22 protein-coding genes and 1 pseudogene are annotated in these 25,571 nt (G+C 43.5%); 6 read left to right on the forward strand and 17 right to left on the reverse strand.

Annotation, left to right across the window (positions count from 1 at the left end; translation table 11 throughout):
* Positions 1 to 35: 35 nt before the first annotated feature.
* From C9J48_RS10100 to C9J48_RS10115, 4 genes are all read left to right on the forward strand, one after another.
* Positions 36 to 1,157, forward strand: coding sequence for an AGE family epimerase/isomerase (locus C9J48_RS10100; RefSeq protein ID WP_006229940.1), 1,122 nt, complete (start codon positions 36 to 38; stop codon positions 1,155 to 1,157).
* A gap of 9 nt (positions 1,158 to 1,166) precedes the next feature.
* A complete protein-coding gene (locus C9J48_RS10105; protein WP_006229939.1) occupies positions 1,167 to 1,721 on the forward strand; it encodes a glucose-6-phosphate isomerase family protein in 555 nt (184 codons plus the stop codon).
* 327 nt (positions 1,722 to 2,048) lie between these two features.
* Complete coding sequence (locus C9J48_RS10110) at positions 2,049 to 5,378, forward strand: DUF5107 domain-containing protein (RefSeq protein WP_006229938.1); 3,330 nt, start codon at positions 2,049 to 2,051, stop codon at positions 5,376 to 5,378.
* 94 nt (positions 5,379 to 5,472) lie between these two features.
* Positions 5,473 to 6,900 (forward strand): sugar porter family MFS transporter, encoded by a 1,428-nt coding sequence (locus C9J48_RS10115; RefSeq protein WP_006229937.1) that lies wholly within the window; start codon positions 5,473 to 5,475, stop codon positions 6,898 to 6,900.
* A gap of 93 nt (positions 6,901 to 6,993) precedes the next feature.
* Here C9J48_RS10115 and C9J48_RS10120 read toward each other — a convergent pair whose 3' ends face one another.
* Complete coding sequence (locus C9J48_RS10120) at positions 6,994 to 8,208, reverse strand: ROK family transcriptional regulator (protein ID WP_006229936.1); 1,215 nt, start codon at positions 8,206 to 8,208, stop codon at positions 6,994 to 6,996.
* Positions 8,209 to 8,303: 95 nt separating this feature from the next.
* Between C9J48_RS10120 and C9J48_RS10125 the strand changes: the two genes are divergently transcribed.
* Positions 8,304 to 9,197 carry an aldose 1-epimerase gene (locus C9J48_RS10125; RefSeq protein ID WP_006229935.1) on the forward strand — a complete coding sequence of 298 codons (894 nt, stop codon included), beginning with the start codon at positions 8,304 to 8,306 and terminating at the stop codon, positions 9,195 to 9,197.
* 125 nt (positions 9,198 to 9,322) lie between these two features.
* Here C9J48_RS10125 and C9J48_RS10130 read toward each other — a convergent pair whose 3' ends face one another.
* From C9J48_RS10130 to C9J48_RS10165, 8 genes are all read right to left on the reverse strand, one after another.
* Positions 9,323 to 10,579, reverse strand: coding sequence for a cytosine permease (locus C9J48_RS10130; RefSeq protein ID WP_006229934.1), 1,257 nt, complete (start codon positions 10,577 to 10,579; stop codon positions 9,323 to 9,325).
* A gap of 79 nt (positions 10,580 to 10,658) precedes the next feature.
* Complete coding sequence (locus tag C9J48_RS10135; protein WP_006229933.1) at positions 10,659 to 11,060, reverse strand: allophanate hydrolase-related protein; 402 nt, start codon at positions 11,058 to 11,060, stop codon at positions 10,659 to 10,661.
* 48 nt (positions 11,061 to 11,108) lie between these two features.
* Complete coding sequence (locus C9J48_RS10140; RefSeq protein ID WP_006229932.1) at positions 11,109 to 12,065, reverse strand: carbamate kinase; 957 nt, start codon at positions 12,063 to 12,065, stop codon at positions 11,109 to 11,111.
* 9 nt (positions 12,066 to 12,074) lie between these two features.
* Complete coding sequence (locus tag C9J48_RS10145; protein ID WP_006229931.1) at positions 12,075 to 13,487, reverse strand: YlbE family protein; 1,413 nt, start codon at positions 13,485 to 13,487, stop codon at positions 12,075 to 12,077.
* Between the two features lie 13 nt (positions 13,488 to 13,500).
* Complete coding sequence (gene fdrA / locus C9J48_RS10150) at positions 13,501 to 15,039, reverse strand: acyl-CoA synthetase FdrA (RefSeq protein ID WP_036803058.1); 1,539 nt, start codon at positions 15,037 to 15,039, stop codon at positions 13,501 to 13,503.
* A 25-nt stretch (positions 15,040 to 15,064) separates the two neighbouring features.
* The gene (locus C9J48_RS10155; protein WP_006229929.1) at positions 15,065 to 15,913 is read right to left on the reverse strand and encodes an oxamate carbamoyltransferase subunit AllH family protein; all 849 of its coding nucleotides are present in this window, start codon (positions 15,911 to 15,913) and stop codon (positions 15,065 to 15,067) included.
* A gap of 9 nt (positions 15,914 to 15,922) precedes the next feature.
* Positions 15,923 to 16,585, reverse strand: a complete 663-nt coding sequence (locus tag C9J48_RS10160; protein ID WP_006229928.1) for a cysteine hydrolase family protein — start codon at positions 16,583 to 16,585, stop codon at positions 15,923 to 15,925.
* Positions 16,586 to 16,973: 388 nt separating this feature from the next.
* Positions 16,974 to 17,876, reverse strand: a complete 903-nt coding sequence (locus C9J48_RS10165) for a LysR substrate-binding domain-containing protein (protein WP_006229927.1) — start codon at positions 17,874 to 17,876, stop codon at positions 16,974 to 16,976.
* Positions 17,877 to 18,064: 188 nt separating this feature from the next.
* Here C9J48_RS10165 and C9J48_RS10170 point away from each other — a divergent pair.
* A pseudogene (locus C9J48_RS10170) lies at positions 18,065 to 18,244 on the forward strand (LysR family transcriptional regulator); the annotation flags it as partial.
* A 126-nt stretch (positions 18,245 to 18,370) separates the two neighbouring features.
* Here C9J48_RS10170 and C9J48_RS10175 read toward each other — a convergent pair.
* The 8 genes from C9J48_RS10175 to C9J48_RS10210 form a co-directional block, all read right to left on the reverse strand.
* Complete coding sequence (locus C9J48_RS10175; RefSeq protein WP_006229926.1) at positions 18,371 to 19,225, reverse strand: tagatose bisphosphate family class II aldolase; 855 nt, start codon at positions 19,223 to 19,225, stop codon at positions 18,371 to 18,373.
* A complete protein-coding gene (gene nagA / locus C9J48_RS10180; RefSeq protein WP_006229925.1) occupies positions 19,216 to 20,409 on the reverse strand; it encodes an N-acetylglucosamine-6-phosphate deacetylase in 1,194 nt (397 codons plus the stop codon). Before nagA ends, C9J48_RS10175 begins: the two co-directional genes overlap by 10 nt.
* Positions 20,399 to 20,839 (reverse strand): PTS galactosamine/N-acetylgalactosamine transporter subunit IIA, encoded by a 441-nt coding sequence (gene agaF / locus C9J48_RS10185; protein WP_006229924.1) that lies wholly within the window; start codon positions 20,837 to 20,839, stop codon positions 20,399 to 20,401. Before agaF ends, nagA begins: the two co-directional genes overlap by 11 nt.
* 76 nt (positions 20,840 to 20,915) lie before the next feature.
* Positions 20,916 to 21,803, reverse strand: coding sequence for a PTS N-acetylgalactosamine transporter subunit IID (gene agaE, locus C9J48_RS10190; protein ID WP_006229923.1), 888 nt, complete (start codon positions 21,801 to 21,803; stop codon positions 20,916 to 20,918).
* Positions 21,793 to 22,569 carry a PTS N-acetylgalactosamine transporter subunit IIC gene (agaW, locus tag C9J48_RS10195; RefSeq protein ID WP_006229922.1) on the reverse strand — a complete coding sequence of 259 codons (777 nt, stop codon included), beginning with the start codon at positions 22,567 to 22,569 and terminating at the stop codon, positions 21,793 to 21,795. Before agaW ends, agaE begins: the two co-directional genes overlap by 11 nt.
* Positions 22,570 to 22,586: 17 nt before the next feature.
* Positions 22,587 to 23,060 carry a PTS N-acetylgalactosamine transporter subunit IIB gene (gene agaV / locus C9J48_RS10200; protein ID WP_006229921.1) on the reverse strand — a complete coding sequence of 158 codons (474 nt, stop codon included), beginning with the start codon at positions 23,058 to 23,060 and terminating at the stop codon, positions 22,587 to 22,589.
* A gap of 43 nt (positions 23,061 to 23,103) precedes the next feature.
* On the reverse strand, positions 23,104 to 24,261 hold the full coding sequence (locus C9J48_RS10205) for an SIS domain-containing protein (RefSeq protein ID WP_006229920.1): 1,158 nt from the start codon (positions 24,259 to 24,261) through the stop codon (positions 23,104 to 23,106).
* Positions 24,261 to 25,565 (reverse strand): D-tagatose-bisphosphate aldolase, class II, non-catalytic subunit, encoded by a 1,305-nt coding sequence (locus C9J48_RS10210; RefSeq protein WP_006229919.1) that lies wholly within the window; start codon positions 25,563 to 25,565, stop codon positions 24,261 to 24,263. The genes C9J48_RS10205 and C9J48_RS10210 overlap by 1 nt, the downstream gene beginning before the upstream one ends.
* Between the last annotated feature and the right edge of the window lie 6 nt (positions 25,566 to 25,571).

Here is a 25,571-nt window from a genome sequence, read left to right on the forward strand (position 1 = left end):
GCTCTCTCTTCCCTTCTAAACAGAGAGATATCACGATGAATACCATTTCGCAGCAAGCGAAACGCTGCCAGGTATGGCTTTCTGAACATGCACTTCCACGATGGCATCACTACTTTGATAAAAAGATAGGCATTTTCCCTGAAGGCATTTATCAAGATGGCCGTGTTTACCAAGAAAACGTTATCCGCTTTCGTGTTCAGCCTCGTCAATTATATGTTTATGCTCATGCTACAGAGCTTGGTCTTATTGATGCTCGGCAAGAGGTAGAGCAAGCAACTGATCTTGGCTTCCCTCTATTTCAAACTGAGAAAGAGACATTTGTATTCTCACTCGATGATGAACTGAACATTAAAAATGGTGAAACCAATGCTTATGAACATGCTTTTGCGTTGTTGGGTTATGCATGGCATTACCGTTTGACGGGAGAACAAGCCAGCCTAGACAAAATGGAAGCCATCTATCTATGGTTTCAGTGTGAATTAGCAGACGTAGAAAATGGTGGGTTTTACTCATCAACGCATTATTTTTCGTTACGCTGCCAGAACCCGCACATGCACTTATTTGAAGCTTTAATGGTGTGCTATGAACACACCGATGATGTTCAATGGCTGGAGCGAGCAAGCAGTATTTTTAATTTGTTTATAGACCGCTTTATACAAGACGAGTATTTATGTGAGTTTTTTGATAGTCAGCTTGCCCCGAAACACCCGCTAAGTAATCTCGTCGATCCTGGACACCATTATGAATGGATTTGGTTGCTACATCATTATCAAAAGCTGACAAAAATCGATGTGTCAGTTTACATCGAGAGATTGAATCATTTTGCTTCTATGTATGGGCATAACGATAACGGTTTGGTTAGAGATGAAGTGAAAAATAACGGGGTGGTATTTCGCTCAACATCTAGATTATGGTGCCAAACCGAATATCTTAAAGCTCAGATAGCACTATGGGAGCGCCATCCATCTCCTGAACGGGAACAATGTGTTTGCCAAGCTGTTGATGTGATTTTTAGTGCTTACTTGAATCCGGCTCAGAACGGTCTTTGGTTTGATCAACTGGATTGCGAAGGGCTGCCATTACAAAAAAACTCACCAGCGAGTACTTTTTATCACCTATTTCTAGCATTTTCAGAACTGCTTAGAGTTGCAAAGTAAGGACATTATATGAACGTATTAACACCTCCCAGTATTAACTATGTGACGGGTAAGATAAATGCGGGGAATCTTGTTGAAAAAGTAACGTTGTTATCATCACTTGATGGTGTTTTTGCCGATAAAGCTGCCTATGCTTCACTGCCTGAGGATCGTGTTATATACAGTGTTGAAATGCTGCCAGCAGAATCTGCAGAAGGAGAGCTTAACTTTGGTGTATCACATATTGAAGCGGGTAGCGTTGGTGATGAATTTTTTATGACCCGAGGTCACTTTCACGAACGTATCGAGCAAGCTGAATACTATTTTGGAAGTGCTGGTGAAGGCCTGCTTATCTTGCAAGCTCAAACAGGTACAGTGAGCATTGAAAAAGTCTTTCCGGGGAGTATCCATCATATTGGCGGGTTCATCGCTCACCGGTTAGTGAATACGGGAAACTCGCGATTGTCGGCACTTGCTGTTTGGCCATCAATAGCAGGTCATAACTATAGTGCACTTAAAGATAACGGTTTTAATGTTCGAGTATTAAAAGGAGGCGGTGGGTATAGAATTACAGAGTGCTTTTAATATCTAGGTTGATTAAGAAAGCGTATTTAATTTTTTATATTAAGTAGTTAGTGTTTTTACCGTTACCTTGTGGTTTCTTGAGGTTGAAACACTAGATCAATCTTATCTGGTGCTGAGTCTTGGTAGGCTCCATACACCGCTCAAGACTTCTATCAGATTTGGCATGTATTTCCTGTTTTCCCCCCTATTGTATGAAGCTGTTGATAGGTCTCATTTATTACTAATCATTGTTTAGTAAAGGTCGTGATTGCTTCGCACATTCAATCTTAAAAAGCTTTTTACAATACTCATAACTTAATCATAACGGTTTATAGGTAGTTATAAGTCATGAGTACGAATGCAAAAGCATGGGTTGAAGAGATTGTTCTTCCTACTTACCCAACAGGTAAGGTTGACCCTAATCCTCTTTTTTTAGAGAACCGCGTTTACCAAGGCTCTTCTGGTTCAGTATACCCATACGGGGTGATTGATAGCATTTCCGACGTTAAAGTCGAGCAAACCTATCAAGCGGTTTATATCGAAAATGATTATATAAAAATCATGCTGTTACCTGAGTTAGGAGGCAGGATTCATCGTGCATATGACAAAGTTAAAGGGCGTGATTTTGTTTATTATAATGAGGTGGTGAAGCCTGCACTGGTGGGTTTATTGGGTCCGTGGATCTCTGGTGGTATTGAATTTAATTGGCCGCAACATCATCGACCAACTACTTATATGCCAACGGACTTCACCATTGAACATCATGATGATGGCTCCGTCACAGTGTGGATGGGTGAAGTTGAGCACATGTATGGCCTACAGATCATGGCTGGCTTTAAGGTGTACCCAAATAAAGCGTTGATAGAAATCACTGGTAAGGTGTACAACGGAAATGAGACCCCTCGTCAGTTCTTATGGTGGTCGAATCCTGCGGTAAAAGGAGGAGACGATCATCAAAGTATTTTCCCACCGGACGTCACGGCTGTGTATGACCACGGTAAACGTGATGTATCTAATTTTCCTATTGCGACAGGTGAGTACTATAAGGTGGATTATTCACCGGGTACGGACATCTCGCGCTATAAGAACTTGCCAGTGCCGACGTCGTATATGGCAGATAAATCAGCATATGATTTTGTGGGTGCTTACAGCCATGATGAACAAGGTGGTTTGCTGCATGTTGCCAATCATCATGTCTCTCCGGGTAAAAAACAGTGGACGTGGGGCAATTGTGATTTCGGTATTGCATGGGATCGCCAGCTCACAGATACCAATGGTCCGTACATTGAATTAATGACGGGAGTCTTCACTGATAACCAACCTGATTTTACTTGGATTGAAAGTCATGAAGAAAAAATCTTTGTGCAACACTTCATGCCATATAGCAGCTTAGGCAATGTCCATAATGCGAATACTGAAGTGGTGATAAAGCTCGAGCGAACACAGGGTGCTATCCAATGGGCTGTATATGCGATTGCTGAAATCACTGATTATGCCTTGGTGATCAAAGACGCCGAAGTCCCGTTGTTTGAATCTGCATTAACCTTAATGCCTGGTGAAACCCGTGAGGGACAACTTGACTATACCGGTAGTGATACCTTGACAATGTCTGTGGTCTCGAAGGATGGGCACACTTGGTTGGAATACACCGAGCATGATCGTGTAAGAGATGAGCCAGCCCCTGAGTCTGCAACTGCGCCAGCCATGCCGCAGGATGTAGATAACGTCGAGGAACTGTTTTTCATAGGGCAACACTTACAGCAGTATCACCATGCGACGCGCAATTCGGTCGATTATTACCAAGAAGCGTTAACACGTGATCCGAACCATTACCAAAGCAATGTGGCGATGGCAGCTCTAGCTTATGAACGCGCTGATTATCATGCGACTATTGCTTACGCTGAGGCTGCATTAGTACGAGCTCATAAACTCAATAAGAACCCATTGTGTGGTAAAGCGAGTTATTTACGTGGTTGTGCCAACGAAAAGTTAGGGCGATTGGAAGAGGCGTTCAGTGATGTATTCAAGTCTACGTGGAGCGGTAATTGTCGTGACACGGGTTTTTATGCTGCCGCGCGTATAGCGACTAAGCAATCGAGATTGCGCGAAGCACTGGAATACGTAGATCGCACATTGCAGCTCAATGGCACGCATTACCAGGCGGCAACGTTAAAAGCCTATTTACTGACAGATCTCAATCGACATACTGAGGCTTTACAGTTTATAGATGATCAGAGCGGCAATCAGCCTCTTGGTTACGGATTGGTATTCCAGAAATATCAACTGACGCAGGCGGAAGGGGATTTACACGCTTTTAAAGCATTGATGAATGGGCGCGAAGCCAATGCGATTCACCTCGCGAATTTTTACCTATCGATAGGAGCAATAGAAAGCGCCAAAACACTTCTGATGTACTGCGGAAGCCAAGGGGCAATGACGTATATTTATCAAGCATATTTGTCGGATAGCCATCAAGAGGTCAAAGATTTATTGAGTACTGCGTCAAAAATATTTGCCGACAATGTGTTATTCCCGAATACGTTGACAGAAATCGCAGTACTTGAGGCATTCCCTGATAATGACTTTCCTCAATATTTATTAGGCTGTTTCTTCTATGCCAAGCGGGATTATACACGTGCAGTAAGTCATTGGGAGAAGGTGCTGTATCTAAATCCAAACTATGCACCGGTACTACGAAACTTATCAGTACATGCGCACAACAAATGCCAAGATATAAATAAAGCGATCGAACTGATGTCATACGCGTTTGCATTAGCGCCTGATGATGCCCGTATTTTGTACGAGTTAGATTACCTCCATAAAGCGGCTGCCATTTCGCCAGCTGAGCGGTTACAGATTTTGAACCCACACCTGGATATAGTTGCTAAGCGTGATGATCTGACCGCCGAACTGTTAAATATATGTAATATCACTGGTGATCTTGATCGCGCCGCTGATTGTTTAGCTACTCGGCAGTTTCACCCGTGGGAAGGCGGTGAAGGGCGTATTACAGGCCAATTTGTGGTGAATAAGCTTCGGTTAGCGTTACGTCTGATACGTGAACAACGCTTCCAAGAGGCGATCGATTGTTTGGAAGCTGCATTGCATTATCCGCATAACTTGGGTGAAGGGCGTTTAGTCGGTCAAACCGATAACGATCTGCATTATTATTTAGGATTTTGCCACCAGCAGCTTGATTTGCATGAACAGGCAACGGAGCATTTTAATTGTGCAATACAGGGAAAACAAGATATAGGCCAAAGTCGTTATTATAACGATCAACCTGCAGATTACTTGTTCTACCAAGCGGCAGCATTGCATCAATTGGGGCGTACCGATCAAGCGATAGCTATTTACGAAAACATGATTGTTTGGGCGGAAGCGGAATGCCATACGCCGGTTGAAGTCGATTTCTTCGCTGTTTCGTTACCAGCATTGATAGTGTTTGATACGGATACGCAAGCCGAACATATGCAACACTGCTTGTTTGTAAAAGCAATGGGGCAGTTAGGGCTGGCGTTGGTCACACAATCTGTGTCGCCGGGTTCTGATAGCAAAAAGGATTTTGAACATATATTGCAGACGTTGCTAACGCAATCGCCAGCACACACAAAAGCTAATTTATTCAAAGAAGTTGCAAAACATAGCTACGCATTTGATCTATACGGTCAGGCGTAATGGATAGGTCACCTCAGGGGTGAACTATCTCTATCTCCTGAGGTGACCACAACACAATAATTTAAATAAAAGTGTACCTCTACAAGGATTGATTATGAGTAAGACAAGCGATCAACTCAACATGAGAAATATATGGCTCATTAGCCTAGTTGCTGCATGCGGTGGGTTGTTATTTGGTTACGACTGGGTAGTAATTGGTGGTGCAAAACCGTTTTACGAAGCGTACTTCAATATTACCAGCGCTTCGTTGTCAGGTTGGGCAATGAGTTCAGCACTATTAGGTTGTATGGCAGGTGCGCTTATTGCAGGCACTGTATCTGACAAATATGGTCGTAAACGTCCATTAATTTTAGCAGCATTGTTGTTTGTGATTTCCGCATGGGGCACTGCGGCGGCTGATTCCTTTAATGCTTTTTTGCTGTTCCGTATTATTGGTGGTGTCGGTATTGGTTTGGCATCAGCATTGTCACCAATGTACATTGCTGAAATTGCACCAGCAGAGAAGCGTGGTAAGTTTGTGGCAATCAACCAGCTAACGATTGTGATTGGTGTATTGGCGGCACAAATCATTAATCTTATGATTGCAGAGCCAGTGGCTGCGGGCGCAGCACAAGCGGATATACTCCAAACATGGAATGGTCAAATGGGATGGCGTTATATGTTTGGCGCAGAGTTAGTGCCAGCATTTGCTTTTTTACTATTGATGTTTGTAGTGCCTGAATCTCCACGTTGGTTGGTGAAGATGGGCATGGTGGATCGTGCTAAAGACACACTACGACGTATTGGTAGTGACAGTTATGCAGAGCGTACGGTGGAAGAGATAGAAAGTACACTGTCGGCTGAAACACGTTCGTTACCATTTAGTGCATTACTCAAGCCTGACGTTAAACCCATTTTGATTATTGGTATTGTATTGGCTGTGTTTCAGCAGTGGTGTGGGATTAACGTGATCTTTAACTATGCACAAGAAATCTTTGCATCAGCAGGTTTTGATATTAATGATACGTTGAAGTCTATTGTGGCAACAGGTCTCATTAACTTGCTCTTCACGATTCTCGCAATTCCATTCGTTGATAAAATTGGTCGTCGCAAGCTGATGATTGTTGGTTCATTCGGTTTGACGGTGATTTATGGATTAATGTCAGCGGCGTATGCATTTGGCGTGCTGGGCTTACCTGTTCTGTTATTGGTGCTAGTTGCTATCTCGATTTATGCATTAACTTTGGCGCCAGTGACATGGGTATTGTTGTCTGAAATTTTTCCAAATAAAGTACGTGGTACTGCGATGTCAGTTTGTACCTTTTCCCTATGGGTTGCGTGTTTTGTACTGACTTACACTTTCCCATTATTAAATGCAGGATTAGGAGCATCTGGTAGTTTCTTACTTTATGGTGTGATCTGTGCCTGTGGGTTTGTTTTCATCTATCGTAGAGTACCTGAAACTAAAGGTCGTTCTTTAGAAGAATTAGAGAAAGAGCTGGTGGCACAAGCTGGAAATGTGGGTAAAAAAGTGAACGCGTAATCAACTGCGTTAGTTTGTAATAATGAAAAAGGTCGCCAGTTTGGTGACCTTTTAGGTATTTGTCTCTGCACTAAGATGTTGTGTGTGAAGTGATTATTGAAAGAGTTCATCTAGTTCTTGTTCTACCCATAAATAACTCATACCCATTACCAACTCTACATTAGAAAGTGCACCATATGACACGAGTGTTTGGTCTTGTTTTCTAGCCGTTTTATCTTCGAATGGGTTATTCAGGGTTTGTTTAGTAATCGCTTTTAACCACTTATCTCCAAGTGCACATGTGTTGCCATATAATATTATTTTGTTGATATCTAAGGTAATAAGAAAATTATACAATGACTGACCAACGATGTTAGCTGCGTGATTAGCCACGTCCTGTGCAATGGCGTCTTGCCGATCGTAACGTGTTACAAAATCATCAAATGATATAGGTACTGATTCTTGAGTGAGCAGTGATGTCTGCCGGAGATATTTATCACACAAAGCTTTTGAGGAGGCCTCGGTTTCTAAGCAGCCTTCACGCCCGCAGCCACAGATGATGCCATTATCTGTGACTTTGGTGTGTCCGATTTGACCACTACCATACATCTTGCCACGGTAGATATTATTGTTAATTAGAAAAGAAGAACCAATTCCGTAATCGACATTCAGCACACAAAAATCTTGCCCGTCATGCCCATCTAACCATTTCTCAGCAAGCGCTATCATCACGCAGTCATTATCGACTAAAACGTCCACATTCAAACGTTGCTCTAAGATGTACTTTAGTTCGATATTTTCTGTCCACGGGGCTTGTGGCATGTGCATTGATGATCCAACGAGAGTATCAACTTGGCCATGTACCGCAATAGAGAGGCGATAGGGTGTTGCTCGGTTGACTTGTCGGCATGCGACGATCACTGACACTATCGCATCGATTAATTCGTTTGGTGTTGTTGGTGCAATAGCCTGGTTGATGAAATCAGAGCATGAGTTAATCTCGTTGTCTACCATTACAGCTTGAATGCAAGTGGGTGATACATTCAAGCAGATTGTATCTGGTCGATTGCGTGATACGTTGTATAGCCCTTTGAAGTTGCCTTTTCTCACATGATCTGTGGTTGTGTTTTCAACGCGCCCTTGTTCGATAAGAGCACCTATTATCTTACTGATAGCGGGAATGCTCAATTGTGTTGTTTGCGCCAATTGTGACTTACTCATCCCCTTATTTTTATACAACAAGGCCATGATCATACGGCTGTTATATTGCCGCACTTGTTGGTTGTTCAATCCTTTATGGATAGAGTCTGCAAACGTATTAGTAATCATTGTTTAGTATTCGTTGTGACATTGATATCGCTCAATGGTAAGCCCTGAATATACAGTAGTACATCAAGCTATCACAATTGGAAAAGGGTTTATCAATGGCAATTCACACACTAGAAAATGGTAGGCTGAAAGTTGTAATTAATGAGATGGGAGGGGTGATAGATGTCTTCACATATGGAGATGAACGCCCGTTTGATATCCTTCGTCCGCGCATTCATGATGGTACGAACTTCGCAGGGAACAGCAGTTTATTCCCGATGTTGCCTATGGTAAACCGTATTCGTGATAATCAGTTTGATTGGCAAGGACGACGTGTAGTTTTGCCTATTAATGAGAGTGTTGATTCACATTTCTTTTTACATGGTAATGGTTGGCTAACACAGTGGCAATGTCAGGCTAATGCTGAGTGTGAACATACGGTACTTAAGTTAGCGATGGCATCCGATATAGAAGGTGTATGCCACTACGAGGCAGAACAAACTTATAAGCTTGATGGCGATCGTTTAACGATCACATTATGTCTCACTAACATTGGTGATGAGGTATTTCCTTTCGGTATAGGGTTTCATCCCTTTTTCCATTGTTTACCCGATACCTTGATTAAATTTTCAGCACAAGGCATTTGGCTTGAAGATGTACATTATCTTCCGACTGATTTTATGGAACATATTCCAGATGTATTCAATTTTGGGCAGGGTAAAACAATACCAACAGTATGGATTAATAATGGGTACTACCTTGCTGAAGATGGCGTAAATATTATTTTGAAGCATCCCAATAGGGTAGCTGTGGTGGTAACCAGCCCATGCCGTTATCTGCAGGTATATAAACCCACAGGGTACAGTGATTTTTTGTGTTTAGAGCCTCAAAGTCAGAGTGTCAACTCGCACAAGACCTTGTATTTAGATGATAGTTCTAACAGCTTATCTATACTCGCACCGCATCATAGTATGCATATTGTAATGACGATAAAAGTACATGAGTGGTAAACGTTTTATTATTCAGGATAATTATAAAGCATATGCGTTATTTATATGAATAAACAAAAATTCCCCATAATCAAAATTATGATTAGGGGAATTAAGATCGTTAGTGCTTAAGTTGTAGTAACGAATTAAGCGTTGTTAGCTTCCAACTTGTTTTTAGAGGCATTCATTTTTGAAAATAGGTAATACCCAAATGAAGCAATTAAGATGGAATCGAGTGATGGGATACCTGATAATGTGAACCAGCCATTGACCGTACAGAAACCAACCAGAGAACCTCCTCCCCAAGCAACAAATGTAAGTGGTTTGATCGAAGAATCCTTTTCTAAGCTGGCTTCATCATAGCCTTTTTGGCGATTGATGAAGTAATCTGCAATATAGATACCTGAGATAGGCGGTGTAGCAATACCTAAGAAGAGTAAGAACGGGATAAACCAAGCCATGATATCCATGCTGCCGACAACAGTGGCAAGAATACCCAATGCAACAGTGATCTTCCATTTTGGAAACTGGGAGAACAGAGTAGAAACAACCAGAGTTCCTTGGAACATGTTGCCTGCATTGCCCGTGATACAAGCAAATATCAGTAAAATTGCCGCAGGCAGTGTCGTACCGATAATCGCCATTGCAGCAAGCAGAGACCCTTCAGAAGTAATAGAGCCAGGAACTGCACCGACGAGAAAAAGCACTGGGTATGCAACGCCAAATGTCAGTATTCCAGCCATTACAGCGTGTTTTCGATTATGAACAAAACTACCGAAATCTGGTGAGGTTGCGACAAGAACAATAATGGTACCGACGACTGATGAGACTGCTGCACCAAAGCTTAAGTTACTGACTTTTTCAGCAACAGATACTGAGCTATTGAGCGCTAAGAACAAGATTACAAACATGATCAGGGTAATAATGGGTACTGCAAATTTCGACACCTTGCCAAGAGCTTCAAAGCCAAAGGCGGTAGAAGTAACGAAAATAATACAACCAAATGCCACGATTACAGGTATTGGTAGGTCAAGATTGAACTGGGTGATAAGTAGATCACTTACCGTGTGTCCAAACATGTTGGCCGTTACGGCAATCCAGCCAAATAGACTGATAGCCATGATAACATTGATGGCGGTTGCACCTTTGCTACCAAAGGAATATTTCACGATACCATAGGTCGGCAAACGTGCTTTTTCACCAATCGAAATATTAATCACGGCCAGCACAGTCAGAATTAAACTACCCACGGCAATGACAGCAGCGGCTGTTCCTAAGGAAAGCTGGCTACCCAAGCTTGATGATGCTAATAAGACTGGCGTTACAAGGATCCCCAGAAGGATAATTGAAATTTGGAGACCAGATGCTGTATTCGATAAATCCGTTTTCTTTTCGCTACTCATATTACTACACCTTTTCTTCACGGTTTAATTTGGTTAAAGATCTTCAAGTGGCAATAATGTTATGATTTATTAGTATTATTTAGGGCTGTAGTTTTGTTTTTTTTGCTTCGGTATATTGACGCCAGCCACCCATTTCTGTGATTTCTAATTTACCTTCTACGAGCCAAGGTTCACCTAGAACGCCCAGAATATCAGTGCCATCGGCCAGTTTGACTTTACCAATAGATAGACCTGCAGGCTCATTACTCAGAACAGAGGCAAATGCTTCCATCGGTAGTTCCCATACTTCTAACTCAACGCTATTATTTCTTTCTTTGGTGCGGATCATGGCTGGGTGTACATCGTTAATCGACCATAGACGGTAATGTGAATCAGTTTTGTCTTCACGGATAAACGTTGCACCGACATTGGTTAGATTCGGGTTAAGTTCAAGGCCGCGCATCAGGGTGCCGTTAACGGCTAAAAGGGTAGTGTTAGACATAGGTATACTCCGTAAATAGGTGGTTCGGTTATAGCGAACCACATTGAATTAGTAATTGTTGCGAATCCAAGTACCAGTGGTGCCATTAATTGCTTGAATTAATGTATTGGCTTTGGTAATCAGCCCTGCACCCTGTGGATTACCTTCTAAGAACTGAAGTAACGCATCGACTTTAGGTTTCATTGAACCTTCGCCAAATTGACCTTGGTTACCGAAAGCGAGGGCATCTGCTGGGGTTAATTGATTCAGCCACTGTTCATTTGCTTGACCAAAGTTGATAGCAACTTTCTCAACGCCTGTTGGGATGATTAGCATGTCGGCTTGCAGTTCTTTTGCCAGTAAGGCTGAGGCGACGTCTTTATCAATGACAGCTTCGACCCCAACTAATTCACCTTCTGAATTGCGTTCTACTGGGATACCACCGCCGCCAGCAGCAATGACCAGAGACCCGCATTCTAAGAGTGTTTTGATGCTGTCTAGCTCAATAATTTCATGGGGCTGTGGGCTAGCTACGCAGCGTCGCCAACCTCGACCTGAATCTTCCATGATGTGCCAGCCCAGTTCAGTCGCACATTTTTCTGCGGTGGCTTTATCCATAAATGATCCAATCGGCTTATTAGGTGCATTAAAAGCGAGATCATCCGTGCTGACTCTTGTCTGGGTTACTAGGGTAACAACCGGGCGACTAAGCCCACGGCGTTGTAGCTCATTGGATAATGCTTTTTGGAACATGTATCCAATTGCTCCTTGGGTGTCACCGACTGCGTAATCAATCGGTACTGGATCCACTTCATGGGCGGCCAACTCTGAACGGCGAAGAATAAAGCCAACCTGAGGACCATTGCCGTGGGTAAGTACCAGATCCCAACCTTGTTCGATTAAGTCAACTAAGTAACCAACGTTATTAATGACTGTTTGGTATTGGTCTTGAATTGAGCTATGGGCATTATCGTCAATTAGGGCGTTTCCACCGAAAGCAACGACAGCAAGAGGTTTCTTTTTCATGTCAATCTCCTAGCGGTAGTATTGAGTAGCGATCGAACGTAAGGCATCCACAAAACATGACATTGGTGCCGTTGTAATCCCTGCGCCAATTTGACCAACTCCGGCTTTCTTGTGGGCAATTCCGGTGTTGATGATCGGTAGAATGGAGTGATCGACTACTTTACGGGCATCAATGCCTGCTGCCGTTGGAGCAAAATTCAAGGCTGGAAGTGTGAAAGCCGGATTGCCACCAAGTGTGATTGCTTGCATAGAACGACTGTTGTTGGTTGCATCTGCAGGAGTGCCTCCGACAAACTTCACAATCGCGGGTGATGACGCCATTGCAAACCCACCAACACCGGCAGTTTCAGTAATAGCGCTGTCGCCTAAATCGGCAGCTGCATCATCGACGCCGTAACCGGGGAAGAACAGACCATTAACTGGATTGGCAGGTGCTTGGAACCATGTATTACCTGTTCCTGAAAGGCGAATACCAAAATTGACGCCGTTACGGGCCATCACGGTAACCATTGTGCTGTACGGCACATCTTCTGCTGCTTTAAGCATGCTTTTACATGCAGCCATCGACAGGTTTAAGAAGAAATGATCGTTGGCAGTAATGAAACCAATGACTCGCTGAATTTGGTCATGAGGCAGTGAGGTATTTAATAGTGCAGGCACAAGCTGTTTAAGCAGTAAGCCCGTTGCCGCAGCATTACGGTTATGCACTTCATCTCCCATGTGAAGCGCTTGCGCCATAATAGGTTTTAGCTCGATAGGTCCAGACTCAATTAGCATGGCTTTCATTGCAGAGGCTAACTCAGAACCCATCCATTCAAGACGCTCAATAACGACATCACTATTAGCACCAAAGCGGAGTACTTTGCCTAACCCTTCATTAAAATTACTGAACACACGTTGATTATTGTTAGCCGTGTTTTCGACAACCCATAAAGGCATTGAACGACTAATAATTCCGGCCATTGGACCAACGGCATCGTAGTGATGACAAGGCTCAAAATCGACTTCACCTTGCACGATAAGTGCTTCAGCTTGCTCTAGGTTATCAGCCCATTTCTCGAATAAAATAGCGCCTAGAATCGCGCCTTGAACGGGGCCACACATATCTTTCCAAGCAATAGGTGGACCAGCATGAAGGATCAGTTTTTTTTCTGCTAAGGCAGGAATTGCTTCACCTGCGATCATTACATCGACCAGCATAGGATGGGCTGACAGATAGCGATTCATTGCTTCTTGATTAGCTATTTCAATCTTAGGTTGATTTAACAAGGTCGCGAGTGCCAAACCACCCTCGATATCGCCGCCAGCTGGTGGCTGCCAATTCATCGAAATAGCTTCACCGCCAGCTCGCTCAATATTTGTGGCAAAGCTAGTTAGGCCAGCGTTAAGAACAGTAAGCTTTTGAGTAAAAAGTGCTTTCATTAGTAGTACCTAATTAGCCAAGTTGAGAGACAAGAAGAGCAGCAAGATGTGCCGCATCGGCGTTGCTGTCAGCGATCTGAACACCTGCATTGACCAGAGATTGGCGGATTAGATCGCGTGATTGCGGATCCGAATCCGTACCACAGACATGAGCAATAAATACCGGTGTTAAACTTTGCTCATTGCGAACTTGATCGATTATGGTAAGCAGGTCAGACAATGGATGTTCAGACGCGCCATAACCTAAAACCACATCAAATAGCACTACGGCAGTTTCGGGGTCTTGTGCATCTTGAAGAATGCGTTGGTTGCGAAGTGTTGGATCTATCATTGGGTGAGGGCGACCTTGGGTAAAGGCATCGTCACCTAGGTCTATGATGGTGTGCTGTTGGCTAGTCCATACATCATCGAGCAGTTTATTCCCCTGCATTGGCGTATTAGAATATGCTTGTAAACCATATTGACCTGTAATGATTTGAGCTTCATAGCAGAATGTCCCACCAGCAAATACACCTCGGATATAACGCTGCGTAGTATTTAAAGACTGAGTGATGTTCTCCAGTTCTTTTTGCGTATTGCTCTGGCTACTAAGGTTAGGAATGTTTTCGTTACGAAGAATAGCAACCGCCACTTCCGCGGAATGAGCCAAAGTATCAGCAAAATGTACGTTATTAAGTTGAACGTCGGTATTGGTTGCACCAAGGAAGTTCACTACAACGGGTTTGTTGATTTGTGATGCCACTGCCAAAATACGTTCGGCAATTTCTGTTGAAGGTGGCTTAGATATTAAGACGATAACCTGGGTGTCAGGGTCATCAGCAAGGGCATGTAAACCTTGAAGCATTGAGATCCCACCGATTTCTTGGTGAAGATCATGACCACCGGTTCCCATTGCTTGTGATACACCTTCACCTAATTGGTGAATACGGCAGGTCGCTTCTTGAAGGCCAGTACCTGATGCGGCTACAACCCCAATAGCACCGCGACGAACTACATTAGCAAAGCCAAGTGGAACACCATTAATAATCGCTGTGCCACAATCTGGCCCCATAACCATCAGATCTTTTTTCAGGGCCAACTCTTTGATCTTTCTTTCACTGTCGAGAGACACGTTGTCACTGAACATCATAACGTTCAGCCCTAGGTTCAGTGCTTTCATTGCCTCTGCTGCCGCATATTCGCCCGGTACAGAAATCAGAGCAAGATTGGCTTCTGGGTGTTGTTCTAACCCAAGAGAAAAGCTGGTGAGTGGCTGTGAGAATTGTTGACCATTGTCGCCTTCATCTGGTTTGGCTGTCAGGGCATCTTGAGCACGTTCAATTGCTTCATTACACGCATCATCATGACCTTTAACTGCAATAACTAAATCATTGGGCTTGGCGATAATATCTGAACCAAATCCAGCATCAGCCATACGTGATAGATTAGCCTCAGTGCCCATGACGACAGATGCTTCTTGAATGCCGTCAATTTTATTTAGTTGAGAAGAAAGTTGCATCAAGGAAACAGAATCTTGGTAAAGATTCTCAAATGCCTTATATTTAATAACCATATAAATACCAGTTAGTTTAAATTTGTTAGCGCAGTAATAATTCATTAATGCAGTACAGAATACCTGCAATAGTATCGACACCAGAACTCGAACCAATGCTTAGGTTAGTGGTTACCGCTGCCTGAATTTCGTTTTTGTCCGTTGCATGGAATAAGTGATAAACCAGCCATTGCACCGGATGCGAAAAATGTTGTGAAAGTGCTATCGTTAAATAGTGAGCACTAATATCGGTTGTTTTATCAATAACATATAGCATTGATGCTTTAAGTCGATGATAAATGACATCGGCTTCAGGAATCGTGTTGTGCAGAGCAGATAACACAGCTAGCACACCAATAAGAAAGTCATCGCCTGAGGGGGTTAAGCCTTTACCCTTACCTATATTACTAATTAATTGTTCAGGTTCGACCTGAATAGAATTAGGTGTAACTATGTGTAGATAATTCAAATATGCTGACGTTGAAGATATATGCTCTTTATTATTTAAGGATATGTAATCTGTTAATAACGTTTCCGCTATGAGAACATTCTTTTTTATTTTCTCTTTATTTACTTGTGATAAAGAGGGCGCTTTTCCCCAATCAGTTGCCGTCAATGTATTTATTATCAATGAAGAACATGATGGAAAGCGAATAACGCCGCCTCGCATAAAAACAGAATCACCCATATTCAAACGAGATGTTAAATCAGTCGATAATGCAAATGAACACTGAAATGCTGTTGGCGTTTCTGGTAAAGAAGCATCAAGTAGGGATACCCAAGGTGTTTGTTTCAGATCCGTCACGATATTGACTGAACGTGTAAAAACACTATGTACCTTGCCATCAAAAGATATGGACGGGCAAAGGTATCCCTTAGTAAGCGCGATAATCATTTAAGCGACTTACTTGATCCCATCAATGATATTTTCTGAGTTTGATACCCAACCGAAAATAGCCCCTTGAGCCTTGATCATCTCAAGCGAATACTTTTGAAATTTAGGAAAATAAGACCCAACACAGTCTTCTGGAATGATGCACTCATAGCCACGGTCATTAGCTTCACGTACTGTGGTCGTCACACAAACTTCAGTTGTTACGCCGCATACAATTAAGGTTTTGATATTGCGGTTTTGTAAAATTAGGTGTAAATCCGTCTGGTAAAATGCACCTTTTCCTGGCTTGTCGATTATTGGCTCACCTGCAATTGGGTATAGCTCAGGGATAATATCATGACCTTCTTCACCTCGAATAAGAATACGACCTTTAGGGCTTTCTTCACCAATAAATGTTTGTCCACCACGAGTGAGTTTCGCTGGGGGGCAATCACTAAGATCTGCTCTATGGCCTTCTCGGGTATGAATAACCATTATTCCTGCATCACGAGCGGCTTTAAGTACTTTTCCACAAGGTTCAATAGCTGAGCGCACTAGTGAAACATCGTTACCAAGCGCTTCTCCAAATCCACCAGGTTCAACAAAATCGCGCTGCATATCGATGATCACTAATGCAGTGTTTACTGGGCTAAATTCTAGGGCGAAAGGTTCGGCATTAAATGTTCTAGTCATAGTTTTAATTACCTTAATTATTGGTTTTGGTTAACTCAAAATGGTTGGGACAGAACAGATATTATCTAGTCGCCATTAAATAAAAAAGTGAGTAATTAAGCTTCCTATCATCAAAAAATTTGATTAGTTGAACTTGCATGAGTACTTAGTCACAAATTCGTGATTCACTTTTCATTGAATTAGATATTAGTCACATTTTGCTTTCTTACATCTAAAAATTTGAAGGGTGATTGTAGCTTTTCGATAGCATTTAAATAACGAAATAAGAGGTTCGTCACAGAAGAGACTAGAGAGGATGGGTTCTTTGTGTAAAAGGGAACCACTGTATTAGAGGTATTACTGGTTCCGATTTCCTGTAACGAATTGTCTTACTAATAACGAGGAAGTATTAACGACACCATTGTGAGTGATTCTCTGAGCTCATCAAGTATTCGATACACCAATTTAGAACTGGGCTTTCACGGTTTGCATGCCAAGCATAGAAAAGCTGAGTAGGTTGCTTATGTTCAATAATAGCTTTCTTTAGGATTGTACCTTGATCAAGTTTACCTTTAATACGGTGATGGGGAGCATAACCAATGCCAATACCGTGCTCGATCATTTTGATCGCAGTGGTGAGTTCTGGTGCATAGATGATTTTTTGCCCAGTTAATGACCAGGTATCTTGTGGTGAGATATGTTGTGAGGTGTCTTTAACGACAATGACGGGATAATAGCGTAACTCTTCTGCTGTTAAAGCTGAAACTTGGCTTGCCAGTGGATGTGTTTGGGCGACAATGAAATCCCAGTCAATATTACCAATCGAATGATAAACGATACCTTCCATTTTGGGGGCTGAGTGTGGAGCTCCAATAACTAAGTCTGCCCGACGACCATACAATGCATCCCAGCAGCCATTATAGACTTCCGTTTTGACCGAAATTTGAGTTGAAGGAAACTGCTGGTTCAATTTTCCGATAAGAGGAATCAGATCTTCACGATTAATGATATTGTTGATGGCAATAGAGAATGATACATCGACACCTGAGCTGATCATCGCAGTGTTACGTACTAATTCTTCGTAGGAATCTAGCATCCATTGGCTTTGGTCGATAAAATACTTGCCTGCTGGGGTGAGTTTTACTTGCCGACCAGTTCGATCAAATAATGAAAAACCTAGTTCTTCCTCCATTTTTTTTACGGTGTAACTTACAGCTGAAGGTACACGGTTCAACCTTTCTGCGGCGACAGCAAAACTACCTGAGTGAGCAATAACGTGAATAGTTTTTAATGACTTTTTAGAAAGTGGCATGCTGATTTCCGCTTAAAGGAATATGTGAGAATTATATGATGTTGGCAATGTAGAGCAAATATTAATTTAGCGTTAACTGCTCTATATCAAAATGGCTGTGCTTAATATCTATAACAACAGCCGCTTAATTATCCTTCACTTTTTCTAATATTAGTGCAGCCTTGGTCGGCTAATTTTTAAAATGTCACATTAATAACCTGCGTCTTGTTACGGTGCTTAATGGATACATGAAGAACTTCAACACATCGATGTCTGTATCAAGCGCAGACTTGAATGTCGTTTACATTAGTAAGAAGTATCAGCCAAAACGTATTCGATTATTCTTGGAATTTCTTTTTGAAAGATTTAGCAGCATGACCAAAATATGAGGGTAAAGCTTTTTTCTTTGAGTTATTTAAGATAGATATTTTCAAAAAGGTTGCCTCGCGAAGAGGCAACTTGTAAGAAGGTTTCTAGGGTGGATTTCACCGATTTAGTGTTGTTGTGGTATTGGTTTAAAGTTTGCCTTCACTACCACACATACGAATTTTATCGATAACGACTTGCTTCATCGCCGCTTTACCTGGCGTGATGTATTTACGAGGGTCATTCGCTTCTGGGTTCTCGGCAAAGTGCTGTTTTACTGCATTGGAGAATGCGATTTTTAATTCAGTAGCAACATTTACTTTGCACACCCCAAGATCGATGCAGCGTCTTACCATGTTATCTGGTACACCTGACGCACCGTGTAATACTAATGGAATATCAACGACTGCTCGAATTTTTTCTAAGCGAGAAAAGTCGAGCCTTGGCTCTGCTTTATAAAGGCCGTGAGCGGTACCAATAGCAACGGCGAGGGCATCAATACCTGTTCGACGAACAAATTCAGCCGCAGAAGCCGGGTCTGTCATGAGTGCATTGGCGCTATCAACGATCAAGTCATCTTCTTGACCACCTAAGCGCCCTAGCTCTGCTTCAACGCTTGCATCGTAGCGATTACAGTGTTCAACCACAGAACGAACGATATCGATATTTTGATCAAATGCGTAATGGGAACCATCGATCATAACTGAACGGATGCCGTGCTCAACTTTGTGGATAATGTCTTGACGATCTTCATGGTGATCTAGGTGCAGCACGAGTGGCATTGAGTGTTTATGTGCAGCTTCTTTACAGATGCTGATCAAGTAATCGGTACCGGCATAATCGTATGTACCCGGAGTGCCTGCAAGAATTACAGGTGATCCCATTTCAGAAGCAGTTTCAACAATTACTTGCACTGTTTCAAGGTTATGGATATTGAAAGCAGGAACTGCGTAACCGCCAAGTTGAGCGCGTTTTAACATTTCACGTGAAGAAATTAGATACATAAAGCCTCCTGATTGGGAATTGAAACCGCATCAAATACTAGACGCCCTTTCACCCATGTTTTTAAAATGATGAAATCTGAACTCAGTGCGACCATAGAGGCGTGCTTGCCTACTGCGAGTGTGCCGAGTTGATCTTGAATACCTAAAGATTTTGCTGGCGTAAGTGAGGCCAACAGCCACGCTTGCTCAAGGGATAGGTTGAGCCAGCGTTGAATATTTTGAACAGCCATTGGCATGGTTAACGTACTGCCTGCTAAGCTACCTGAATTGGTCATTGCAATGCCGCCTTGCACAGTGACAATGAACTCACCGAGTCGATATTGCCCATCCGGCATGTGCGTTGCGCACATGGCGTCAGTGATCAGTGTTAATCGAGATTGGCAGCAACGATGCGCCACATCGATGGCGGTTGGATGCACATGGTGACCGTCTGCAATGATTTCGACGAAGCTATTTGGATGACAAAGTCCTGCGCCCACTACACCAGGATCACGATGATGTAATCCGCGCATTCCGTTATAACAATGCACAATGCCATCAGCTCCAGCATCGAATGCGGCTTGAACTTGATCAAAACTCGCATCAGTATGGCCAAGCATCACTTTGATACCCTGTTGTTTAAGGTGCTGAATCGCCTTTAGTGCGCCTGCTTTTTCTGGCGCAAGCGCGACGGTAATCAGCTCGCCATCACTGTAAGAGATCCAATTGTCGATCTCTTCAATAGATAGAGCGCGAAACCATTCGGTTGGATGAGCTCCTTTGTGCTTTTCAGTAAAGTAAGGTCCTTCGAGGTACGATCCCAAAATTGAGGCACCATCGACGCCTGTGTGTTTACTTTGTGCGATTTGTTGAAGCGCTGCGCGAATTTTTGCTACGGGTGCGGTCACTGTTGTTGCGACAAACCCCGTGACCCCTTGGCTCGCGAAAAAACGTGACATGTGATTAAGGCTGTCATGGCTTGCGTCCATCACATCGCAGCCTTTTGCACCGTGAACGTGGCTATCAATCATGCCGGGTAGTAAGCTCACATTGCCTAAATTGGTGATGTCACTGTGCTTGCTCACGCGATAGCTTTCAATGGCTGCGATAGTGCCATCGGCTGCGACAGAGACGACACCATCGTTTAGCCACTGCTCGTCTTTTAATACTCGCGCTGCACGATAATGTTGGTGGTTAGATCCCATCTTCTGCTACCGCCACAGATTTTTCTGATTTTAGTTCCATTTCAATAGTCAGTGAGGTGATACCTCTACGACCGCATTCCAACGCTTGCTTAGGGAATTCAGCAATGGTGAGTTCGTCACGCTCAAGTAGCATTTCAGCTGCCATTTGCATGTTGGTGCCTGTAATCACTTCGATGTCTTGGCGCTCTTGGCTTAATAGCGAAGCGGTACGAAAAGGGGTTCCACCCAGTAGGTCGGTAAGGAAGATAATGCCGTCATTCGAATCTAATTCGTTAATGGCTGTGCGCATTGTCGTTTCAAGTTGCGGTGTCGTCATATCGACAGGAAAATCAATGGCTCTAAATTGATCTTGTTCACCGATGATTTGATGAATGGCTTGCTCGATTCCGGAAGCGAAAGCACCGTGTCCAGATAGAATTACAGCAATCATGTAGCATTCCTTTTTTGGAGCCAAACACGCTGGCCCCATAATGGTTTATTGATAATATGTGAGTGACTTAATCTACTTATAAGAAGCCCATGAAACGCCCAGCAACACCCAGTGTCACAGTGAGACCAATAAGTTTTATTGGGCTCCAACCACGTTTCACTAACGCATACATTGCGAGGGTGTAAAGCAATGGTAGAAATGCTGGCATCAGTTTATCGATAACATCGGCCTGCAATTTAACTACTGCATCCCCAGCTGTGATTTCTGCGGTTGTTGACAGGCGAACGTAGGTAGCAACCAGTGCGCCGATCACCGTCATACCGACAACAGAAGCTGCGTGGCCAACTTTCTTGGTGTTTGCCTTAATCATCGGGATGGCTGCAACACCCATACGGTAGGCATAGTGAGCAAGGCCGAAGCGGAGGCCAAAATGCACAACGTTAAAAAGAACGATGAAGAACACAGCACCCATTATGGATCCTTGTAACGCAAGGTCAGCGCCAATACCTCCGCAGATAGGTAGTAGGGTGAGCCAGAACATTGCATCACCGATACCGCCCATTGGTGCACCAACGGCAATTTTGGTACTTTGGATACTGCTGACGTTCTGCTTAGATCGTTCCATTGCCAGCACAATGCCCATCACAAAGGTCACCAAAAATGGGTGCGTATTGAAGAAGCCCATGTGGCCTTGCATCGCTTTAGAAAGATCCGCTTTATTAGTGTGGATTTTCTTCAGTGCGGGTAATAAACCGTAAAGCCAACCTGATGCCTGCATACGCTCAAAGTTAAATGATGCTTGCAACAACAAAGAGCGCCAAACCATGCGGTTGATGTCTGATTTGTTTAACTCTGCTCCAATTTCTTTGTTTTCATACTCATCTTGAGCGGCACTAGGAGCTGGTTGTACATCGGCAAGTTGGGTTGTACGAAGGTCAAGTTCGTTACTTACATTAGATTCCATCTTCAAGATCCTCAGCAGGTGCAGTGACAGGTGTAGGTTCAGATTTACGCATGAAGTCAATTACCGCCATGGCTGTTGCTGCAGCAGCAATTGCGAGGATGGGTAGTTGAAGCCACGCAGCAGCAACAAAACCTAGAATAAAGTAAGGGATGTAGACGTTTTTCATCATGATTTTCATTAGTACCGCGAAACCAATCGCTGGCATGATGCCGCCTGCTACGCCTAAACCGTCGACAAGCTCTTTCGGTAGGGTTTCAACAATGGCTCCTGCGTGTTCTGCGCCAAGGTAAACGGGTAAAAATGCACATAGGAAATAGAAGGTACCGAGTACTGCTAGCGCAAAGTAGTTGACGCGCTCGATGCCGTCAGTATCAGCGTTTTGTGCATACTCATCACATTTAGACATTACTGCTGACATTGCTGAGAACAGGAGTGTGATCCCCATTTGTACCGCGACCGCGAAAGGTACAGCTACACCTACCGCCACGTTTGGCTCAACGCTGGTGCTGATTGCAAAAGTGGTACCTACGATCGTGCCGATAATCACGTTAGGTGGCTGAGCACCAGCTAGAGGGGCTAGACCCATCCAAATTAACTCTAACGTCCCTCCAACTAAGATACCGGTTTGCAAGTCGCCTAGAATGAAGCCGACCAGAGGCCCTAATACGACAGGGCGGTGAAAGTGGGTTAAGCCATTGAACAAGTCAAGGCCAGCAAAGAAGGCTAAGATGCCGAGCATCAATGCCTGTAAGAATCCTATTTCCATTAGTATTGTCCTTTTTATCAAATAAGAGTAAAGAGGTCGGTAGCACCTTCAGTGGGTACACCTTGTATTGTGCAATTCACCCCTAGTGCTTTTAGCTTTTCAAATTCCGTTATATCTTCAGCATCAACTGAAACAGTTTTATAAATTTGTTTTTTCCCTTCGGCGTAGTGCATATTGCCGATGTTGATCTTGGTGATAGGCACACCTCCTTCGACCAATTGACGGAAATCGCGAGGCGTACGACAAACTAATAAAATACGCTGGCGGTCGGCGGCTTTGTGAATGGTGTTGATGGTTTTTTGCACTGTCCAAAAACGGATAGCAATACCATCAGCCAGTACCATTTCCATTAGGTTTTGTTGGATTTCATCGTTCGCGACTTCGTCGTTAACCACGACAACAATATTTGCATCAGCAAAACCTACCCATTGCACGCCTACTTGGCCGTGGACTAAGCGTTCATCTATTCGACTTAAAACGATATTTGGCATTGTATTGTCCTTTTTAAATGCGGTTACTTGTTAAATGGGTAGGTTATTTTGTGTGTGGATAGATAGTGACGCCTTGTACCACACGGTTTACTTCGCCTGTTGGGCATGGGTTATCAGGGCCAAAACCTAACTGGAGTGATTTCTCAAAGGCCAACATTTGGCAGAACAAGATGTATGGGAAACAGAGCCATGCATCGCCTAGCCCAAGATGACCAAGTTCAAATGCCCCTTCGCCATTGATTGCACTCTCACTTAACGCAATATGGCGCAGTGCAAGTTGGTCTTTGCTGATCTCGTTGTAGAGGTCGGTGTCGTACAAGCGGGTGTATTCATCACTTGAGAAAAACTGAATCACCAATGCTTTGTCGTTGATGGTAAATTTAGGTCCGTGACGGAACCCGAGTGATGAGTCAAAAGTCGTCATCACTTTGCCTGCACTTAGCTCAAGCGATTTCAGAGAGGCTTCACGTGCTAAGCCAGAGAAACCACCACTGCCGAGAACAATTAAGCGCTCATAAGGTTCGGTTGCGAGTTGTTTAATAGCTTCTGACCATTGAGATAATTTGTCTTCACAGAGCTGAGCGGTTACATCGATTTGGCTGCGCCACAGTTTTGGCATATCACCACTCAGTAAGGTGAGCGTAGCCATTAACATGCAGCTAAAGCTGGATGTCATTGCAAAGCTTTTATCGTTGGTGCCTTCAGGCATTAACATGCAATATGCATGACTTGCATCTTGAGCAAAATGAGAAAGCGCGCCTTCACTATTGCAGGTTAAAAACAGGTGGTAGCTTTCGTCGATAAACTGATCAACAAGTTCAACTGCCGCCACACTTTCAGGGCTGTTACCTGAGCGCGCGTATGACACTAAAAGTGTTGGTCGGCTTGAGTCTAAATATTGCTCAGGGTTGGACACTAAATCTGTTGTTGGAATCGATTCAACTTGGAAGTTAAGCCCAGCCTGAATGAAAGGTACTGCAGCATCACCAACGAAGGCAGATGTGCCAGCGCCCGTTAAGATAATGCGTAAATCAGAGCGTGATGTGAGAGGAGATAAGAATGCGTTCACATCGTCAAATTGCTGTTCCAATATCATGCCAAGCTCACGCCATAACCTTGGTTGTTGGTTAATTTCACGTGCGGTATGAATACCATTGCGTTGTTCTAGCCATTTATCTTGGTAGTTTAAAAATGTTGTCATCAGATGGTCTCCTTGCTCGCCACGTTGTTGACATAACAAGCGTTGGAATAGACGCTTGTCACTTCCATGATCTTGTGAATGACGATGTCAGCTGGCGTATTGTCAATAAGTTGTTGGGTAATCGCTTTAGCTTGATTAGGTAAGTACTGGCTAAGCAACGTGACAGGTAGTGGGTTTGCTGTTAAGTGTTCAAACAACGCGTGTTGTGCGGCTTGCACATCTGGATGTGTCCAGTAGTAACGAATGCGATCGCTTAAGCTGTAGTTGCAATCAAGGAATTGTTGGTGGCCTTTGCTTAGGTAATATGAACGCCAGTAATCTGGTTGTTCGTGCATTACTTGTTCGATGGTTTCGCGTAAGTGGGAAGCGTGGTGAGTGCCTAGCCATTCTTTCTCAGCCCGGTCTAAACCGAATAGGGCTTCACGAAGAGCAAATGTGAGGGCAGGGCCGACTTTTAAGATGGCAAAATGGTCTTCAACTAATTGTTGGTAAGCCGCTGGATTTTGATAATCCGTCGAGTGTGCCTCAAACACAAGGTAAGGCTGTTTTTCAATCATCTTACTGAGCGGTTTGGCTGCTTGGTGCTGGTAGTGATGGATCGAGTGGTGATCAAACTCAACCCCTGGTTGAACAACAAGGCCAATAACGCGAGGCCAAACATAACCAAGTCCAAAGTCACTAAAGGCTTGATGGTGAGCATTCAAAGTGGTGATGGCTTCTTCTGGCTTAGTAACTTCAACACCTTCGTCTAACGACTCCAGCGCTCCGCCTGGTGTTGGAACCTCTGTACCAATAACATAAACAGGTGCTTCCCCATCTATTGCTTGAAATGCTTGTTCGGCTGCTAAACAGAGTTTTGCAGCACGCTCTGCCATAATATCTTCGCTTAACGGCGTAGTGTCGTCAGCGCATGGCATTGAGCAATCAAGATGAATTTTCTTAAAGCCCGCGGTGACATAGTCGTGGACCATTTGTTCCGATAATTTCATTGCATCTTCTGCTGAAAGGTTTTGCCAGCAGTTAGGGCCCAAGTGGTCGCCTCCTAGCACAATATTTTTAATCGGAAAGCTCAGTTGATCTGCAAGTTTGAATACACGCTCAGTAAAGTCTTTTGGTGTCATTCCTGTGTAGCCACCAAATTGATTTACCTGATTTGATGTCGCTTCGATCAGTACCAGTTGCTTGTCTTTCGCGGCTTGTTTTAGTGCTGCTTCAATAACCAAAGGGTGAGCAGAACATACCGAATAAATTCCAGTTGCCTGTCCTTGCTTATGTTTTTGTATTAATGAAAGTAACGATTTCATGATCTT

It is taken from the genome of Photobacterium profundum (genome assembly GCF_003026285.1).
Classification (GTDB): domain Bacteria; phylum Pseudomonadota; class Gammaproteobacteria; order Enterobacterales; family Vibrionaceae; genus Photobacterium; species Photobacterium profundum.

Coding starts and splice junctions, on each gene's coding strand:
- agaW (WP_006229922.1), bottom strand. CDS start 22,569: ATGGAAATAGGATTCTTACAGGCATTGATGCTCGGCATCTTAGCCTTC.
- C9J48_RS10130 (WP_006229934.1), bottom strand. CDS start 10,579: ATGAGTAGCGAAAAGAAAACGGATTTATCGAATACAGCATCTGGTCTC.
- C9J48_RS10135 (WP_006229933.1), bottom strand. CDS start 11,060: ATGTCTAACACTACCCTTTTAGCCGTTAACGGCACCCTGATGCGCGGC.
- C9J48_RS10140 (WP_006229932.1), bottom strand. CDS start 12,065: ATGAAAAAGAAACCTCTTGCTGTCGTTGCTTTCGGTGGAAACGCCCTA.
- C9J48_RS10100 (WP_006229940.1), top strand. CDS start 36: ATGAATACCATTTCGCAGCAAGCGAAACGCTGCCAGGTATGGCTTTCT.
- C9J48_RS10120 (WP_006229936.1), bottom strand. CDS start 8,208: ATGATTACTAATACGTTTGCAGACTCTATCCATAAAGGATTGAACAAC.
- C9J48_RS10155 (WP_006229929.1), bottom strand. CDS start 15,913: ATGATTATCGCGCTTACTAAGGGATACCTTTGCCCGTCCATATCTTTT.
- C9J48_RS10145 (WP_006229931.1), bottom strand. CDS start 13,487: ATGAAAGCACTTTTTACTCAAAAGCTTACTGTTCTTAACGCTGGCCTA.
- C9J48_RS10105 (WP_006229939.1), top strand. CDS start 1,167: ATGAACGTATTAACACCTCCCAGTATTAACTATGTGACGGGTAAGATA.
- nagA (WP_006229925.1), bottom strand. CDS start 20,409: ATGGGATCTAACCACCAACATTATCGTGCAGCGCGAGTATTAAAAGAC.
- C9J48_RS10175 (WP_006229926.1), bottom strand. CDS start 19,225: ATGTATCTAATTTCTTCACGTGAAATGTTAAAACGCGCTCAACTTGGC.
- C9J48_RS10160 (WP_006229928.1), bottom strand. CDS start 16,585: ATGACTAGAACATTTAATGCCGAACCTTTCGCCCTAGAATTTAGCCCA.
- C9J48_RS10205 (WP_006229920.1), bottom strand. CDS start 24,261: ATGACAACATTTTTAAACTACCAAGATAAATGGCTAGAACAACGCAAT.
- C9J48_RS10125 (WP_006229935.1), top strand. CDS start 8,304: ATGGCAATTCACACACTAGAAAATGGTAGGCTGAAAGTTGTAATTAAT.
- C9J48_RS10210 (WP_006229919.1), bottom strand. CDS start 25,565: ATGAAATCGTTACTTTCATTAATACAAAAACATAAGCAAGGACAGGCA.
- C9J48_RS10165 (WP_006229927.1), bottom strand. CDS start 17,876: ATGCCACTTTCTAAAAAGTCATTAAAAACTATTCACGTTATTGCTCAC.
- agaF (WP_006229924.1), bottom strand. CDS start 20,839: ATGATTGCTGTAATTCTATCTGGACACGGTGCTTTCGCTTCCGGAATC.
- C9J48_RS10110 (WP_006229938.1), top strand. CDS start 2,049: ATGAGTACGAATGCAAAAGCATGGGTTGAAGAGATTGTTCTTCCTACT.
- agaE (WP_006229923.1), bottom strand. CDS start 21,803: ATGGAATCTAATGTAAGTAACGAACTTGACCTTCGTACAACCCAACTT.
- fdrA (WP_036803058.1), bottom strand. CDS start 15,039: ATGGTTATTAAATATAAGGCATTTGAGAATCTTTACCAAGATTCTGTT.
- C9J48_RS10115 (WP_006229937.1), top strand. CDS start 5,473: ATGAGTAAGACAAGCGATCAACTCAACATGAGAAATATATGGCTCATT.
- agaV (WP_006229921.1), bottom strand. CDS start 23,060: ATGCCAAATATCGTTTTAAGTCGAATAGATGAACGCTTAGTCCACGGC.